This is a genomic window from Serratia sp. PL7 (assembly GCF_945957435.1).
Map to the genome: position 1 here is coordinate 81,214 of NZ_CAMFLB010000025.1, position 17,387 is coordinate 98,600.

At 54.3% G+C, this 17,387-nt stretch carries 12 protein-coding genes; 7 read left to right on the top strand and 5 right to left on the bottom strand.

What is annotated here, in order from left to right; genetic code table 11:
• Positions 1-80 precede the first annotated feature (80 nt).
• On the bottom strand, positions 81-581 hold the full coding sequence (locus N6G83_RS44760; RefSeq protein ID WP_021806282.1) for a SprT family zinc-dependent metalloprotease: 501 nt from the start codon (positions 579-581) through the stop codon (positions 81-83).
• A 367-nt stretch (positions 582-948) separates the two neighbouring features.
• Between N6G83_RS44760 and fumA the strand changes: the two genes are divergently transcribed.
• A complete protein-coding gene (gene fumA, locus N6G83_RS44765) occupies positions 949-2,595 on the top strand; it encodes a class I fumarate hydratase FumA (protein ID WP_211135088.1) in 1,647 nt (548 codons plus the stop codon).
• A gap of 100 nt (positions 2,596-2,695) precedes the next feature.
• Positions 2,696-3,646, top strand: coding sequence for a helix-turn-helix domain-containing protein (locus tag N6G83_RS44770; protein WP_260524179.1), 951 nt, complete (start codon positions 2,696-2,698; stop codon positions 3,644-3,646).
• A gap of 54 nt (positions 3,647-3,700) precedes the next feature.
• On the opposite strand, the gene N6G83_RS44775 is transcribed toward N6G83_RS44770, so the two are convergent.
• The 3 genes from N6G83_RS44775 to N6G83_RS44785 all read right to left on the bottom strand — a co-directional run bounded on the left by N6G83_RS44775 (position 3,701) and on the right by N6G83_RS44785 (position 6,909).
• Positions 3,701-5,095, bottom strand: a complete 1,395-nt coding sequence (locus tag N6G83_RS44775) for a sugar porter family MFS transporter (RefSeq protein ID WP_211135072.1) — start codon at positions 5,093-5,095, stop codon at positions 3,701-3,703.
• Between the two features lie 258 nt (positions 5,096-5,353).
• Positions 5,354-6,328, bottom strand: a complete 975-nt coding sequence (locus N6G83_RS44780; RefSeq protein WP_065684547.1) for an XdhC family protein — start codon at positions 6,326-6,328, stop codon at positions 5,354-5,356.
• Positions 6,328-6,909, bottom strand: a complete 582-nt coding sequence (locus N6G83_RS44785) for an NTP transferase domain-containing protein (RefSeq protein WP_211135064.1) — start codon at positions 6,907-6,909, stop codon at positions 6,328-6,330. Before N6G83_RS44785 ends, N6G83_RS44780 begins: the two co-directional genes overlap by 1 nt.
• Before the next feature lie 255 nt (positions 6,910-7,164).
• Here N6G83_RS44785 and N6G83_RS44790 point away from each other — a divergent pair, with 255 nt between their 5' ends.
• Genes N6G83_RS44790 through N6G83_RS44800 form a run of 3 tightly spaced genes read left to right on the top strand, consistent with a single transcriptional unit; the run spans position 7,165 to position 11,743 of the window.
• Entirely contained in the window at positions 7,165-9,954 is a 2,790-nt protein-coding gene (locus tag N6G83_RS44790) for a xanthine dehydrogenase family protein molybdopterin-binding subunit (protein ID WP_211135062.1), read from the top strand.
• Positions 9,951-10,502 carry a (2Fe-2S)-binding protein gene (locus N6G83_RS44795; RefSeq protein ID WP_065684544.1) on the top strand — a complete coding sequence of 184 codons (552 nt, stop codon included), beginning with the start codon at positions 9,951-9,953 and terminating at the stop codon, positions 10,500-10,502. Before N6G83_RS44790 ends, N6G83_RS44795 begins: the two co-directional genes overlap by 4 nt.
• A complete protein-coding gene (locus tag N6G83_RS44800) occupies positions 10,502-11,743 on the top strand; it encodes a c-type cytochrome (RefSeq protein WP_024528346.1) in 1,242 nt (413 codons plus the stop codon). The genes N6G83_RS44795 and N6G83_RS44800 overlap by 1 nt, the downstream gene beginning before the upstream one ends.
• 55 nt (positions 11,744-11,798) lie before the next feature.
• On the opposite strand, the gene N6G83_RS44805 is transcribed toward N6G83_RS44800, so the two are convergent.
• A complete protein-coding gene (locus N6G83_RS44805) occupies positions 11,799-13,178 on the bottom strand; it encodes an amino acid permease (RefSeq protein ID WP_211135116.1) in 1,380 nt (459 codons plus the stop codon).
• A 606-nt stretch (positions 13,179-13,784) separates the two neighbouring features.
• Here N6G83_RS44805 and pdhR point away from each other — a divergent pair.
• Both pdhR and aceE read left to right on the top strand, forming a co-directional pair.
• Positions 13,785-14,549, top strand: coding sequence for a pyruvate dehydrogenase complex transcriptional repressor PdhR (gene pdhR / locus N6G83_RS44810; protein ID WP_021179689.1), 765 nt, complete (start codon positions 13,785-13,787; stop codon positions 14,547-14,549).
• A gap of 165 nt (positions 14,550-14,714) precedes the next feature.
• Positions 14,715-17,378: a pyruvate dehydrogenase (acetyl-transferring), homodimeric type gene (gene aceE / locus N6G83_RS44815; RefSeq protein WP_024528344.1), complete on the top strand. Its 2,664-nt coding sequence runs from the start codon at positions 14,715-14,717 to the stop codon at positions 17,376-17,378.
• The last annotated feature ends 9 nt before the right edge of the window (positions 17,379-17,387 follow it).

The following is a 17,387-nucleotide window of genomic DNA, read 5'->3' on the forward strand; positions in this document are numbered from 1 at the left end:
GGGTAACGGAAGTCACCGACAGGTGCAAATAGAGATAATGGATTGTTTTAACTTATAAATATTATTGTTAACGGCGTTGATTAACCGGAAAATGTCAGCTTTTCACCGCACTGACGGCAACGGTATTCGCTCTCGCCGCGCATCACCCGATTATGGCGGCGCAGGGTCAACTGATGCTGCTGGCAATCGCAGCGGTAGGGAAAGGTTTTGCTCTGTACCGAGCGGGTCTCAAACTGGTGGGTACGGCTGGCGGGAACCTGCAATACGTTTTCCATCATCCAGCGCCATTCCCGGCCATGCGGCGGCACGCGGCCAAACTGGCGGAACACCAACAGGTGAGCCAACTCATGGGGGACCACTTCGTCGATAAACGGCTGTTGGTTTTCCATCAGCAGCACTGGATTGAGGCGGATTTCCCAGGCTTGCAGCCAGGCGGTGCCCGCGCTGGTACCGCGTTGCTGATACAGGATCTTGGGCTCTGGGAACTCGACGGCAAAATGCTGCCGCGCCAGCTGCAATTTGTCTCGCAGGCAGCGCATTACCGCCTGTTGCAGCGCAATGGGGATTCTTACTCTGTTCATAATGGCGCTAGCTTAAGCAATGATGCGGCGGCTGGCAACGGGAGCAGTAAGGAAATCGCTTCTGGGGGGGGGCAGCTATTTTCCCACAATGATAAGCCGATCGACTCACATCGATTGTAATCATTGTGTTAACTGCGGGATAATAATCCGTGCATGATGAGTCTGTACCCGCAGTTCTCACCGGATGAGGTCAGAAAAACATCGCCAGCGTTAAGTCCCTACGTTAATACAGGTTATTTTGCGATTTGGCGCAATAACTGACTACCTAAAAATACGTAAGGTGTGGGGAGTTTTTTTGACGCAGCGCGCCCCGAGCACGCTGGGTAAGTGTGAATTTAACGCAGCTGATGTTGCAAGTGAGAGATCAATGTCGAATAAACCGTTCCATTATCAAGATCCGTTCCCGCTGAAGAAAGACGATACCGAATACTATCTGCTAAGCCGTGACCACGTTTCCGTCGGCGAATTTGCCGGCCAGGAAGTCCTCAAGGTTGACCCGCAAGCCCTGACCCTGCTCGCCCAGCACGCTTTCCACGACGCCTCGTTCATGTTGCGCCCTGCGCACCAGCAGCAGGTGGCGGATATCCTCAATGACCCCGATGCCAGTGAAAACGACAAGTACGTTGCGCTGCAATTTTTGCGTAACTCAGAAATCGCCGCCAAGGGTATTTTGCCAACCTGCCAGGATACCGGCACGGCGATCATCATGGGTAAAAAGGGCCAGCGCGTCTGGACCGGTGGTGGGGACGAAGAAGCCCTGTCGCGTGGGGTATACAACACCTTTATCGAAGACAACCTGCGCTATTCGCAAAACGCCGCGCTGGATATGTACCAGGAGGTCAATACCGGCAGTAACCTGCCTGCGCAGATCGATCTCTACAGCGTGGATGGTGACGAGTATAAATTCCTGTGTATCGCCAAGGGCGGGGGGTCGGCCAACAAAACCTATCTGTATCAGGAAACCAAAGCGCTGCTGTCCCCAGGTAAGCTGAAAGACTATCTGGTCGACAAGATGCGTACTCTGGGCACCGCGGCCTGCCCACCGTACCACGTGGCCTTTGTAATTGGTGGCACTTCGGCGGAAGCCACGCTGAAGACCGTGAAGCTGGCTTCAACCAAATACTATGATGCGCTGCCAACCGAAGGCAACGAACACGGCCAGGCGTTCCGCGATGTGGCACTGGAAAAGGAACTGCTGAAAGAAGCCCAGAATTTGGGCCTGGGTGCACAGTTTGGCGGCAAATACTTTGCCCACGACGTGCGCGTAGTGCGTTTGCCACGCCACGGCGCTTCTTGCCCGGTGGGGATGGGGGTTTCCTGCTCCGCCGACCGTAATATCAAAGGCAAGATCAACCGTGAGGGGATCTGGCTGGAGAAACTGGAGCATAACCCAGGTAAATTTATTCCACAGGAACTGCGCCGCGCGGGTGAAGGGGAAGCGATCAAGGTGGACCTGAACCGCCCGATGGCCGATATTCTCAAGCAGCTGTCACAGTATCCGGTGTCTACCCGTCTTTCCCTGAGCGGCACCATCATCGTTGGGCGTGATATTGCCCATGCCAAGCTGAAAGAGCGTCTGGATCGTGGCGAAGGTTTACCGCAGTACGTGAAAGATCACCCGATCTACTACGCGGGCCCGGCCAAAACGCCAGAAGGCTATGCTTCAGGTTCTCTGGGGCCAACCACGGCAGGGCGCATGGACTCCTATGTCGATCTGTTGCAGTCACACGGCGGCAGCATGATCATGTTGGCCAAAGGTAACCGCAGCCAGCAGGTAACGGATGCCTGCCACAAGCACGGCGGGTTCTATCTTGGCAGCATTGGTGGCCCAGCGGCGGTGCTCGCACAGCAGAGCATCAAGAGCCTGGAGTGCGTGGAATATCCTGAACTGGGTATGGAAGCGATCTGGAAAATCGAAGTGGAAGATTTCCCGGCCTTTATTCTGGTGGACGACAAAGGGAATGATTTCTTCCAGAAGATCCAGGAATCTCAATGTACGCGCTGTGTGAAGTAATCTGAGCGATAGCCGCCCCTGGTGGGCGGCTTGTACTTTGAGTAACAAGCTGCGATGTTTGTGATGAATTCGTCAGCCTTTGTAAAATAGTGTCGTCGCTTTGGACGCTCTAAATAAATCTGTATACCATTGCCTTGGACAATTTTGGCTAGGAAAAGTAATGGTGACGCAGGAAACGCATATCAAAGAATTACTGGTCTGGATAGAAAACAACCTACGCAATCCACTTTCACTGGACATTGTTTGCGAAAAATCCGGCTACTCCAAATGGTATCTGCAGCGTATGTTCCGCCAACAGACCAACCTGCCACTTGCTGCTTATATCCGCGCCCGTCGCCTCTATCTGGCGGCCTTCTCGTTACGCTTTACGCAGAAAAGCATTCTGGATATTTCGTTGGAATATCAGTTCGATTCCCAACAGACATTCTCACGCTGTTTCAAAAAACATTTTGCCCAAACGCCCAGCAGCTATCGCAAGGCACGGAATTGTGATTTCAGCCATCTGGTGCAGTCGCTGTCGCTGAATCAACCTAGCGATATCTCTATTGATTATGTTGAGGTTCAACCAGACAGCTACTCGCTGGTCGGTCAGTATTATTCTTATCACATCGATATTGAACAGTTGGGCGAATCCCACGCGGCAATTCGTGATGGAATAAAGGATCGTTTTTGTGATGAGTTTAATTTAAATCCAGATAAACTTTATGCGCTAACCAATTTTACGCCGGATGGTGAACGGGTGAAGGTCGACTATTTTGTTGCGGTAGACAAAGCGATGGCCAAAGGTAAATCGTTGCTGGAACTACCGGAAATCAGCGGCGGTTATTGCCGCTTTCGCTATGCTGGCAAACCGGTGGCCCTTCACGAATATATTGCCAGCGTTTATACCAAACTTCTGCCGCAGTTTAATCTGGTACGCCGGGAAGGGTACGATATTGCGCAGCATAGCTACTCGCTCGATGGTGACGAAGAGCTGTACCTGGAATATGAGTATCTCATCCCGATAGTGCCAGACAAAGCCTTCGCAGAGAAAACCAGTCCGCGCTCCTGATTGCCGTTGCGGATGTAAATACCGCCCGAAACGGGCGGTAATCAAAGACCACGATCAGTGTGAACCAATCTCCCGTAGCGGTTTCCCAGCCATCAAGTTTCGCTCGATATGTTCCAGAGAGATATTTTTGGTTTCAGGTATCAGGGCAATGGTAATGAAGATAAAGACCAGATTCAGCCCGGCATAGATCCAGAAGGTATGCGCGCTGCCCAGGCTGTTGAGCATCGTCAGGAAGGTGGCCCCCACGATCATGTTGGCGATCCAGTTTACCGCCGTTGAGCAGGTGATACCGAAATCACGGCCTTTAAGCGGTTGGATCTCTGAACACAATACCCAAATCAGCGGGCCGGCACTCATGGCAAAACCGACAATAAACATCAGCAACATCAGTATCGCGAAGTATTGAGCCGCAGGCGTATTCATGCCGATATTCATCATGGTACCCAATGTCCCCATGCCGATGGCCATCACCAGGAAGCCAAGCTTGAGCGTAGGTTTACGGCCCCAACGATCCACCAGGCCGATAGCAATAAAGGTTGCCAGCACGTTCACTAACCCGACGATCACCGTTCCCCACATTTGTTGCGCAGTATTGGCAAAACCGGCCAGATCGAAAATTTTCGGCGCGTAATACATGATGACATTCATGCCGGTAAACTGCTGCATAACCTGAAGCAATATGCCTAGATAGACCGCGCGGCGGAAATTCTTGTTGTCTTTGAACAGTGCCCAACCGCTTTGCTTTATTTTCAGGCTTTCACGGATCTCATCCAGTTCGGCTTTCGCCTGTTCGGTCGTATCTCGCAGCATTTCCAGCACTTTCCTGGCTTCTGCATCACGGCCACGTGACGCTAACCAGCGAGGGCTGCGGGGCAGGAAGAACACGCCAACGAACAGCAACAAAGCCGGAAGGGTGATAATACCCAGCATCCAGCGCCATGAACCGCTGTAGCTGAAAGCCGTATCGGACAGATAAGCCCCCAGGATCCCTATCGTAATCATTAGCTGGTACATGGAAATCATGCTGCCGCGAATGCGTTCAGGCGCGATTTCAGAAAGGTACAGCGGGGCAGTGAAGGATGCGATGCCTACTGCCAGGCCGAGCAGAACGCGGGAAACCAGCAGCACATCATTGTTGGGGGCGAAAGCAGAGCAAAGCGAACCAATGACAAACAGCACGGCGCCAATCATCAGGCTGTATTTGCGCCCCAGTCGGTAAGAGAGCCAGCCACTGCCGACAGCGCCAACCGCTGCGCCGAACATCATTGAGCTCACCACCCATTCTTGTTGCTGGGAAGTGATTTGGAACTCATGAGCAATAAAAGGTAATGCTCCGGCGATCACGCCGATATCCAGTCCAAACAATAAGCCTGCCAGTGCTGCCAGAAAACAGACAAAGAAGGTCATTTGGGCATTCGATCTGCCTTTACTTGTTGAAGATGTACTCATAACGGCCTCGGTTAACCAGATAGATGATTCGTTAATAGGCAATGTTATTGGTCTAGGTGATGATTTAACGTGCTATCGATCACATTTAGTGTAATCGGTTACACTCAATGTGTTTATGACTTACGATTTAACATCATGAATATGAGATGTTAAACCATGGTTTAAAATAGGGCTGGTGATTTTATATGCCAATTTGTGTAATCGCTTTCATTTTGACCGGCCAATAATTTGTCATAGCCGAAGGATCGCGTCAGGTATTCAAATGGGTTGGCGGAGTTGGTTCTTCTGCTGCACGATATCGGCCATCACGGCCAGCGCGATCTCCGCCGGAGTTTTACTGCCAAGCGGCAGGCCGATCGGCGCATGGATACGGCCGAGTTCCTGTGGGCTGAATTCGGCGATCTGTTGCAGCCGCTGGCGGCGGCGATCGCTGTTACGTTGGGAACCCATCGCGCCGATGTAAAACGCCGGGGTGTAGATCGCCTCCATCAGGGTTAAATCATCCATACGCGGATCGTGGGTCAGCGCCACAATCGCGGTGTTGGCGTGGCAACCGCCTGCCTCAATGAATTTGGCTGGGAACTGGCGTAGCAAGGTGATATGTGGTTTGAGCTGTGTGGCGAAGTTTTCCAACGCTTCCGGGCGGTTTTCGCATACCAACACTTCAAAGCCGAGTGCGCTGGCAAAGTCGGCGCAATACAGCGCGACGCTAGAAAGCCCGGCAATCAGCAGCCGAGGAGCGGCGGCGATGTGCAACTGGATCTCCTGTTGGTTGCGCACGACCTGGGTGGCGCTGGCAAAGCTGGTGGTTTCCAGCGCGCTACAGGCATTGGGCAAGGTCAGGTGCTTGACCAGGGCATGATGGCCAGCCAAGGCCTCGGCGATATTACGCAAGTAGCTAATGCTGGCAGGGCCTGCGGGCAGATGCTCGATCAATACGTCCAGCACGCCACCACAGGGCAGCGCCACGCTGGGGGTTAGCCCGCCAGCACCATAGCGGATCACCTGACTGGCGGCTTGATATTCCCCCTCAGCCAGACGGCGCAAGAAGTCTTCTTCCACGCAGCCACCGGATAACGATCCACAATAGTGTCCGTCGCGGGTAGCCACCATCAACGCGCCTGGAGAACGTGGTGATGAGCCGTAAGTGTTCAATACGGTACACAGCCACACCGGCTGCTGTTCCAGCCAGTTGATTGCCTGGCCGACTACGGTGATATCAAGGTGTTGCATTAATTAATGGACTCATTTGCTACTAGCTGGGAAGGGAGATCGATATCTTGCACGATGCCCGGTTGGTCGAGATGGAGTAGGTAAACCTCCCCGTGACTGCGTAGCAGTTCTCGCGCACCATTATCGCCATGCAATGCACACAGTTGTTTGCGCAAAATGGCGGTGAACCCCACTGGATGGCCGGGTTGGTGCTGGAAACTGGGGCGAACGATGCTGTGTTGTTTCAGGGCTGCGGCAACCTGCATAAAGATCTGCGGCGAGACAAAAGGCATATCCGCTAAATGGATCAGCCAGCCGTCCCAGTTTGCGGTTGCGGCAACGCCAGCGGCAATAGATTCACCCAGCCCACCGCTGACCAGTACGGTGCAGGGAACCTGATATGCGGCACAAACCTGTTGCACCGGCAGGTTTTCTGGCCGGGTGACGACCTGCACCGGTAAACCGGAGGCTAGCGCCTGTTGCAGCGTATGTTCGAACACCGTCTTGCCCTGCAATAGGGCGTTAAGCTTGTTGCCACTGCCACCGGCCTGAATAAAACGCTCACCCCGCCCGGCGGCGGTAATCACGATACCTGTTGTCATCTCTTTTGCCCGCGTTTGCGCAAATCTGCCACACTATAGATGCATTACATGTTTCCAAGTGTTTCATTTTATGAAAACAAAATGTTAATACTCACATAATTTTGGTTATAAGCTTATGATTATAACGTCTTCGGCAAGGTTACCAGCGGTTGCGCAACAAAACCGATAAAAAACGACTTACCTCCAGCCTTTGGGTTAATGCACCAATGCCTGCATCTGGACGCTAGGGGTAGATAAGAACGTAAAGGATATTTTATGAGCAATTTCAACCCGTCACGACGCCGTTTTATCAAGGGTGCCGTGATAGCGGGGGTGTCAGTCTACCTCGCGCCTCTTTACAGCCGCGCCTATGCCGCGCTGTTTGAGCAGAAGATCCTGCAATCACCCAACTGGGATGCGCAGACTAAACGCATTCGCTACCGTATCGATGGCCGCTCCAAGGTCATGGGCCAGAAAGTGTTTGCCCGCGATATTCGTGCCGTTGATATGCCACACTGGCCGCAGCAGCAGGCTCATGCCTTTATTCTGCGCGCCGCTAAAGCCGATCGTCTGTTTACCGGTATCGATCTTTCCTTGCTGGGCGACGATCTGCAACCGGATCGGATAGTGACGGCGGAAGATCTTGAGCGTGATGGTTTGGCCTTCCCGGCGTTTTATGGCGATGACATGCTGCTGCCCACGGGGAAAACCCCAGCCTATCTCGGCCATGCGGTGGCAATCCTGATCTATCATGATTTTGCTCGTTTCCGCTTTGCCAAAGACAAGCTGAAATTCCATGACGAAGTGATCCAGTATGGTACTGAAACCGGCCCGTTACAGCGCGATCCATGGGGCAGCTTCCGCTACGTGCGCGTCGGGGGTGAAAAGCCATTCGATGACGATCGCTTCTCCAGCCTGAAAGATACTCCTATCTTCCCACTTTCGATGCGCAGACATCTGCCTGTGTGGCCGGAAGGGCGTGAGGGCGGCAAGCTGGATCAGGAAGGCATGTATTATGCCGGGATGATTGCCGACCAACTGCAAACCCCACCGCAGGACTGGTTGGTAATGTCACGCCGTTATACCACGCAATCCGTTGATACTTCGGCCCTGGAGCCGGACAACGCCAATGGCTGGTTTGATACCGCCAGCCAGACCCTGCATCTGGTGATCCCGACCCAGTCCCCGCAGGAGGTAGCGGACGAAATGCCACGTATGTTGGCCAAACGTCATCAGCCGGTTAAACAGCTAATCCTGCACCCGTGCTATACCGTGGGCTACGGCTCGAAAGATCACTATAACTTCCCGTATTACGGTGCGGTTGCCGCGCTGTACGGTGACGGGCTACCGGTGCGGCTGGCTAATGACCGCTATGAGCAATTCCAGACCTCGATCAAACGCCATGCCTTCGATATGGATTACTGCATTGCGGTAGACAAACAGACCGGCGTATTGCAGGCCTTCCAAGGGGCAATGACCGCCGACGGTGGTGGGCGCTGTAACTTTACGCCATCGGTAGTGATGGTGGGTGCTACGGCGGCACAGTCGATTTACTACTTCCCGAAAAGCGATCTTTCCTCGGTCGGGCTGGCCTCTCGTGCCATCGATGCGGGTTCCGCACGCGGTTATGGCACGTTGCAAAGCATGGCCGCCACCGAGATGATGATGGACGAATTGGCACAGGAGCTGAAGCTCGATCCGATCGAGTTTCGTTTGCGCAACGTGCTTAAGTCCGGCATGAAAAATACCCAGGGGGCGATCCCGGCAGGGGCTATTCGCGCCGATGAAGTGCTGGTGAAAGCCTCACAGCATGAGATGTGGCGTAAACGAGCCGAGCGTAAGGTGGAGTTTGAGAGTAAGAATCCCGGCAAACGCTATGGCGTAGGCTTTGGCTGCGTGCAGAAAGACTTTGGCACCGGGGCTGAAACCTCCTTTGCTCGCGTGGAGTTCAGCGAGGACGGGCGTATCTCGCTGTATCACAGCGGGGCCGAAATGGGCACCGGCATGTCAACGTCGCAGTCGGTGCTATGTGCACAATGGCTGGGGAAACCGGCAGATGAGGCTCATTTCTCGGTGACCGATTGGTCCCTGTTGCCGATGGTGACCAGCGGCGATCCCTACACGATGTCGCAGGATGAGCAGGACAAGCTGCAAACCAACCCGAACTGGACGCCAAGCTACTGTTCTCCTTCCAGCGCCAGCAATTCCGCTTACTATTTCTCGCACAGCACGCGTGAAGCGGCCCGGCTGGTGTTTGAACAGGGGCTGTGGCCTGCCGCGCTGTCTATCTGGCAGTCGGGTATAGGTGGTGGCCAGGCGGCACCGCTGGTGGTGCGTAAAGAAGATGCTCGCTGGGTGGAAGGTGGCCTGACGGCGGCCGGTATGCAGATATTGCCGTTTGAGCTGTTGGCGAAGAAAGCCTATCAGATGGGCAACCTGACCGGCGCGGTGGTGCATGTCTTCAACCGCTGGCAGTGGGCGGAAGCGGACTTCAAGCTGAATAATCACAGCGAGCGCCTGCCTGTCGACGGCTTGTCGATACGTACTGGCCACGGCGAATTTAGCGCTCTGGAACGTGAGCAGGTTTATTACCCGCCAACCCAGCGTAATAACGCCGCTGTGACCTATTACAGCGCCGTGGGTACGCTGACGGAAATAGCGGTGGATATCGCCACCGGCAAGGTCGAACTGCTGAATCATCATTCGATCATGGAGTGTGGCAACCTGATCGTGCCTGAGCTGGTTTCTGGCCAGTTGCAGGGCGGTTTGGCGATGGGGATCGGCCATGCACTGCATGAATATTTACCGCTGTACGAAGATGGGCCGGGTAACGGTACCTGGAACTTTAACCGTTACCATTTGCCGCGCGCCAGCGATGTGGCGGTCTGGAAACAGACCGGTGACATCCTGCCTGCGTTGTCGGAAACCGATCCGCCGAAAGGAATGGCGGAAGTTGTCATGATCCCAGTGGTCGCCGCATTGGTTAACGCCATTGCCCATGCCACCGGTCATCGTTTCCGTGATTTGCCTGTCCGTGCCGAAAATATTCTTGAGGTGTTACCATGAGCATTAAAACCCAACCCATTACCCTGACCATTAACGGCAAACAATATGGCCCCATCGAGGTACCGGAAGGGCTGATGATGATCGATTTTCTGCATGAATATCTCGATCTGACTGGCTCACGTCTCGGCTGCGGGCAGGGTATTTGCCACGCCTGCGTGGCGATCCTCGACCATCCAAGCGGCACCAGCGAAGAAATCCGTACCTGTATCACCGGTGCTCACTTTTTCAATGGCAAACAGGTACGCACCATCGAAGGCGTTGCGCAGGTGGATAATCAGGGCGAAGTGGTTGAACTCTCGCCGATCCAGCAGTCGTTCCTCGATCACTACAGCTTCCAGTGTGGCTATTGCACGCCGGGCTTTGTCAATGCGGCCACCATCTTTGTCGAGAAGCTCAAGCGTGAACCAATCCTGCGTGACCAGTTGGAAGGCGCGATTGAGCAGGCGTTGGAAAACCATATCTGCCGTTGTACCGGCTATGTCCGTTATTACGAGGCAGTGCGTGACGTGGTGTTGAAAACCCCTGGCCTGCTGAAGGAGACGGCGTAATGAAAAAACGTCTCGCATTGTTGATTGTGCTGATTGCGGCGATTGTCATCGCCGTACTCTGGTGGCGGGAAAACCGTAGCTACGACGGACCAGTCCAGCAGGTTACCGCCAGCAGCGAACAGATTGCCCGTGGGCGTTACCTGACGCAGGCTGCCGACTGCGCCGCCTGCCATACCGCCGCTGGTGGGGCACCGCTGGCTGGAGGTTATCCGCTGGATACCCCGTTCGGTACCATTTATGGCAGCAACCTGACCCCTTCCGCCGACCAGGGTATTGGTCGCTGGACCAAGGATGATTTCTTCCTGGCGTTGACGCAGGGGGTGGCTCCGGGTGGTCGCCATCTGTACCCGGCGATGCCTTATACCTCCTACAAAGGCATTTCGCGTGAGGATGCGGATGCTATTTATGCCTATCTGATGTCGCGCCCGGCGGTGGATGTGGCCATTCCAGCCAACGATATGCCATTCCCGTTCAACCAGCGGATGGCGTTGATCGGTTGGAATTTGCTGTTCCGCAACAGCGATCCGTTACCGGCCAGCTCACAGGGGAACTCCGCCGAATGGCAGCGTGGCCGTTACCTGTCTGACGTGCTTGGCCACTGTGGTGAATGCCATACGCCACGGGGCATGCTGGGGCAGATGGAACTGAGCAAGCCGATGCAGGGCGGCGATCTGGGGCGGTTTATCGCACCGGATATCACGCCACAGGCTTTGGCTCAGCGCGGCTGGACACCAGAGGATCTAAGCCGTTTCCTCAGCACCGGGTTAGCGCCGCAGGGCTCGGCGTTTAGCGAAATGCACATGGTCGTCGATCTCAGCACTCGTCATTTGACGCCGGAAGATCATCGGGCGTTGGTGACCTACCTGATGGGCGACAAGCCACCACAGCCAGTTGCCGCTAAAATCGGGCAGGGCAGCGATGCCGGGCGTATCACCTATCTCGATCAGTGTTCCGCCTGCCATGAGCGTGATGGTGCAGGTATACCGCATGTTGCAGTAGCGATGCGTGATAACGCCACGCTGCGCCAACCAGACGGCAAGAACCTGATCGTTTCGGTGCTGGACGGGCTACCAGCGCAGCAGTTCCCCGGCAACGAAAGTATGCAGAGCATGCCGGGCTTTGCCGATCGTCTGGATGATGCGCAAATTGCCGAGCTGGTGAATTACCTGCGTGTCACTTGGGGTGGGCTGCCAGCGGATATCACCGCCGAGCAGGTGAAGGCTCTGCGCAACGCCCATTAATAGTGAAGAAAAACAATAGGCCCGCATGCGGGCCTATTGATCGTCAACAACGATATCAGTGGGTATTGGTCGCGCTTACAGCACGTTGCCCGCGCTGCTTGATGAAGTAACCGATGCCAAGAATAGCGAGCCATACCGGGATCAGCAGCACGGAAATCTGGATCCCCGGTGTCAGATACATGATCACCAGAATGGCGGCCAAAAAGGCCAGGCACAGATAGTTACTGAACGGATACCAGAAGGCCTTGAACTTCGGCTCGACGCCTTCATGGTTTTTCGCCTTGCGGAATTTCAGGTGTGCCAGGCTGATCATCGCCCAGTTGATCACTAGGGCAGACACTACCAGCGCCATCAGCAGCTCAAAGGCACGGCCTGGGATCAGGTAGTTAATCAGCACGCACAGTGCGGTTGCCAACGCAGAGAAACCGATGGCAACTACCGGCACACCGCGGCTATCCACTTTCAGCAGGGCTTTCGGGCCATTACCTTGTTTGGCCAGGCCGTACAGCATGCGGCTGTTGCAATAGACGCAGCTGTTGTAGACCGACAGCGCAGCCGTCAGCACCACGATATTGAGCACCGTTGCGACCATATTGCTGTTCAGCGCATGGAAGATCAGCACGAACGGGCTGCCGCCTTCGACCACTTTGCCCCACGGATAGAGTGACAGCAGAATAGTCAGCGAACCGATATAGAACAGCAGGATGCGGTAGATCACCTGGTTGGTGGCTTTTGGGATACTTTTTTCCGGGTTATCGGCTTCGGCGGCGGTAATGCCCACCAGCTCCAATCCACCGAAGGAGAACATGATCACCGCCATCGCCATGAGCAGCCCCATGGTACCGTTCGGGAAGAACCCACCCTGGGCCCACAGGTTGGTGACGCTGGCTTCCGGGCCGCCGAGGCCGCTGAACAGCAGGTAGGCCCCAAAGGCGATCATGCCGATGATGGCGACTACTTTGATGATGGCGAACCAGAACTCCATTTCACCATAGACCTTCACACTCGACAGGTTGATGGCGTTGATGGCCAGGAAGAACACGGCAGCGGAGATCCAGGTTGGGATCTCGGGCCACCAGTACTGCACGTAAATGCCCACCGCGGTCAGTTCCGCCATGGCAACCAGCACGTACAGCACCCAGTAGTTCCAGCCGGACGCGAAACCGGCGAAGTTCCCCCAGTATTTATAGGCGAAGTGGCTAAACGATCCGGCCACCGGCTCTTCAACCACCATTTCACCCAGTTGACGCATGATCAGGAAGGCAATAAAACCGCCAATTGCATAACCAAGGATGACCGACGGACCGGCCATTTTTATTGTTTGAGCGATACCGAGGAACAGGCCGGTACCTATTGCGCCACCTAAGGCGATCAGCTGGATATGGCGGTTTTTCAGGCCGCGCTTTAGCTGGTCGCCATGCTGTTGACCATCCATCAATGAAACCCTCTGTGCTGACATAATGCTCATTACCGTAAAGTAATGATTACGATGTGTGTTGTTTTTTGTTTACGACGTTATAGCTATAAATTCTACGGTGTCGCTACCGTTTGGCAGAGAATAATGGTATGTGCGAAAGTTTGCACCTGCTTTGTTGTTCGAATGATGAAGATTGCAGCAGTTTAGGCAACAAAATGCGGGTTGTGTGACGAGCGGGGGGATTGCGTGCACGAAATAAGCAATAACTCACAGAATTGGCAAAAATAATCGCCATTGTTGTTGTTTTTTTGTTAACGGGGAGGGGCTGGGGAAGCGGTAGTAAAGCGAAAATAACCCTTAATCTCCTTGCCATATAACCCCGGCATTCTTCTAACCAGAGGTTTCACAAAAGTTAAATTTGGCGACTACCTCGTAAATGGTATTACCAACGCTGGGTTGCCGGTTTGCAAAGGCTTATGGATTGAAGTGTTAAAATGTGCGGCATTCATGATTTCGATCAAGGCCCATATGGACAGGAGGTGAATACTTTGTTACTTTACCGTCACGTTTTTGAAATTGGTATTACCAATTGACTCCGGGCACTTCGCAGAGAAGAAATCACCCATGGCCTACAGCAAAATCCGCCAACCCAAGTTGTCAGATGTTATCGAGCAGCAGCTCGAATACCTGATCCTCGAGGGTACGCTACGTCCAGGCGAAAAGCTGCCTCCAGAGCGCGAGCTGGCGAAACAGTTTGATGTTTCCCGTCCTTCTCTGAGAGAGGCAATTCAGCGTCTGGAAGCTAAAGGGCTGCTCCTGCGTCGCCAGGGAGGCGGCACCTTTGTACAAACTAATCTGTGGCAGAGCTTCAGCGATCCGCTGGCTGAACTGCTGGCCGATCATCCTGAATCACAATTCGACCTGCTCGAAACCCGTCATGCCCTCGAAGGTATCGCTGCCTATTATGCGGCGTTGCGTGGGACTGACGAAGATCTGGCGCGCATCCGCGACTGCCATCATGTGATCCAGCAAGCTCAGGACAGTGGCGATCTAGACGCCGAAGCCGACGCGGTCATGCAATACCAAATTGCCGTGACCGAGGCTGCCCACAACGTTGTGTTACTCCATCTGCTGCGCTGTATGGGCCCGATGCTGGAACAGAACGTTCGTCAGAACTTTGAATTGCTCTACTCGCGCCGTGAGATGTTGGCAACAGTGAGTAGCCATCGCGCCGGGATCTTTGAGGCGATTGTGGCACGCGAACCTGAAAAGGCCCGTGAAGCCTCGCACCGCCATTTGGCGTTTATCGAGGAAATTTTGCTGGATCTCAGCAGGGAACACACCCGGCGTGATCGATCGCTGCGGCGTCTCCAGCAACGCAAGGATTAAGAGTGGTTCTCTTCAAGGCACACCAGCTTGTAGAGATAAAGCTCGGAGTGCTTAGTTAAGTACTTAAGCGGCAACCAAACTGATGAGCCTGTCTTCGTGCGTTTTATGACAGAACGCACGAAGACAGGCTCCAAACAAACCATTAGACAGATAAGGAATACCACCATGTCAGAACGTTTAAACAATGACGTGGATCCGATCGAAACCCGCGACTGGCTGCAGGCGATCGAATCGGTCATCCGTGAAGAGGGTGTTGAACGCGCTCAGTTCCTGATTGATCAGGTGCTGGGAGAAGCCCGCAAGGGCGGTGTTAGCGTTGCAGCGGGTGCTGCGGCTAACAACTACGTCAACACCATCGCGGTAGAAGACGAACCGGCATACCCGGGCAACCTGGATCTGGAGCGTCGTATTCGTTCTGCTATCCGTTGGAACGCCGTGATGACCGTGTTGCGTGCTTCCAAGAAAGATCTGGATCTGGGCGGCCACATGGCCTCCTTCCAATCTTCTGCGACCTTCTATGAAGTCTGCTTTAACCACTTCTTCCGTGCTCGCAACGAGAAAGACGGCGGCGATCTGGTTTACTTCCAGGGCCACATCTCTCCGGGCGTTTATGCACGTGCCTTCCTTGAAGGCCGCCTGACCGAAGATCAAATGAACAACTTCCGTCAGGAAGTGCACGGTAAAGGCCTGTCCTCTTACCCGCATCCAAAACTGATGCCTGAATTCTGGCAGTTCCCGACCGTCTCCATGGGTCTGGGCCCGATCAGCGCCATCTATCAGGCCAAGTTCCTCAAGTATCTGGAACACCGTGGTCTGAAAGACACCTCTGGCCAGACCGTTTATGCCTTCCTGGGCGACGGCGAGATGGACGAACCAGAATCCAAAGGTGCGATCACCATCGCAACCCGTGAGAAACTGGACAACCTGGTCTTCGTCATCAACTGTAACCTGCAACGTCTGGACGGCCCGGTCACCGGTAACGGCAAGATCATCAACGAGCTGGAAGGCATCTTCGCAGGTGCTGGCTGGCAGGTGCTGAAAGTGATCTGGGGCGGTCGTTGGGATGAACTGCTGCGTAAAGATACCAGCGGCAAGCTGATCCAACTGATGAACGAAACCCTGGACGGCGACTACCAGACCTTCAAATCCAAAGATGGCGCTTACGTGCGTGAGCACTTCTTCGGCCGCTTCCCAGAAACCGCCGCGCTGGTCAAAGATATGACCGACGACGAAATCTGGGCGCTGAACCGTGGTGGTCACGATCCGAAGAAAGTCTTTGCTGCACTGAAAAAAGCGCAGGATACCCAAGGCAAACCAACCGTGATCCTGGCCCATACCATCAAAGGTTACGGCATGGGTGAAACTGCGGAAGGTAAGAACATCGCTCACCAGGTGAAGAAAATGAACATGGAAGGGGTTCACCACTTCCGCGATCGTTTCAACGTGCCAGTGGCCGATGCCGATATCGAAAAACTGCCATACATCACCTTCGAGAAAGAGTCCGAAGAGTACAAGTATCTGCACGAACGCCGTCAGGCGCTGCAAGGCTATGTACCGACTCGTCTGCCGAACTTCACCGAGAAGCTGGAAATGCCAGCTCTGGAAGATTTCAGCTCACTGCTGGAAGAGCAGAACAAAGAAATTTCTACCACCATCGCCTTTGTGCGTGCCCTGAACGTGATGTTGAAGAACAAGTCGATCAAAGATCGCCTGGTGCCAATCATCGCCGACGAAGCGCGTACCTTCGGTATGGAAGGTCTGTTCCGTCAGATCGGTATCTACAGCCCGAACGGCCAGCAGTACACCCCGCAGGACCGTGAGCAGGTTGCATACTATAAAGAAGACGAGAAAGGCCAGATCCTGCAGGAAGGTATCAACGAACTGGGTGCAGCCTCTTCCTGGTTGGCCGCAGCGACTTCCTACAGCACCAACGATCTGCCAATGATCCCGTTCTACATCTACTACTCCATGTTCGGTTTCCAACGTATCGGCGACCTGTGCTGGGCAGCGGGTGACCAACAGGCGCGTGGCTTCCTGATCGGCGGGACTTCAGGGCGTACTACCCTGAACGGCGAAGGTCTGCAGCACGAAGATGGCCACAGCCACATTCAGTCTCTGACCATCCCTAACTGCATCTCTTACGATCCGGCTTACGCGTATGAAGTCGCGGTGATCATGCATGACGGCCTGGTGCGTATGTACGGTGACGCGCAAGAAAACGTCTACTACTACCTGACCACGCTGAACGAAAACTACCACATGCCAGCCATGCCACAGGGCGCAGAAGAGGGTATCCGTAAAGGTATCTACAAGCTGGAAACTCTGGAAGGTAGCAAAGGTAAAGTACAGCTGTTGGGCTCCGGTGCGATCCTGCGTCATGTGCGTGAAGCTGCGCAGATCCTGGCGAAAGACTACGGCGTGGGTTCTGACACCTACAGCGTAACTTCCTTCACCGAACTGGCGCGTGATGGTCAGGACTGTGAGCGTTGGAACATGCTGCACCCAACCGAAACCCCACGTGTGCCTTACATCGCTCAGGTGATGAACGAGGCGCCAGCGGTAGCGTCTACCGACTACATGAAGCTGTTCGCAGAGCAGGTTCGTACTTTCGTACCAGCCAGCGATTATCGCGTACTGGGTACTGACGGCTTCGGTCGTTCAGACAGCCGCGAAAACCTGCGTCACCACTTCGAAGTTGATGCTTCCTACGTGGTGGTTGCTGCTCTGGGTGAACTGGCTAAACGCGGTGAAATTGAAGCTTCTGTGGTCGCTGATGCGATTAAGAAATTCGACATCAACCCAGAAAAAGTTAACCCGCGTCTGGCATAAGAGGTACTG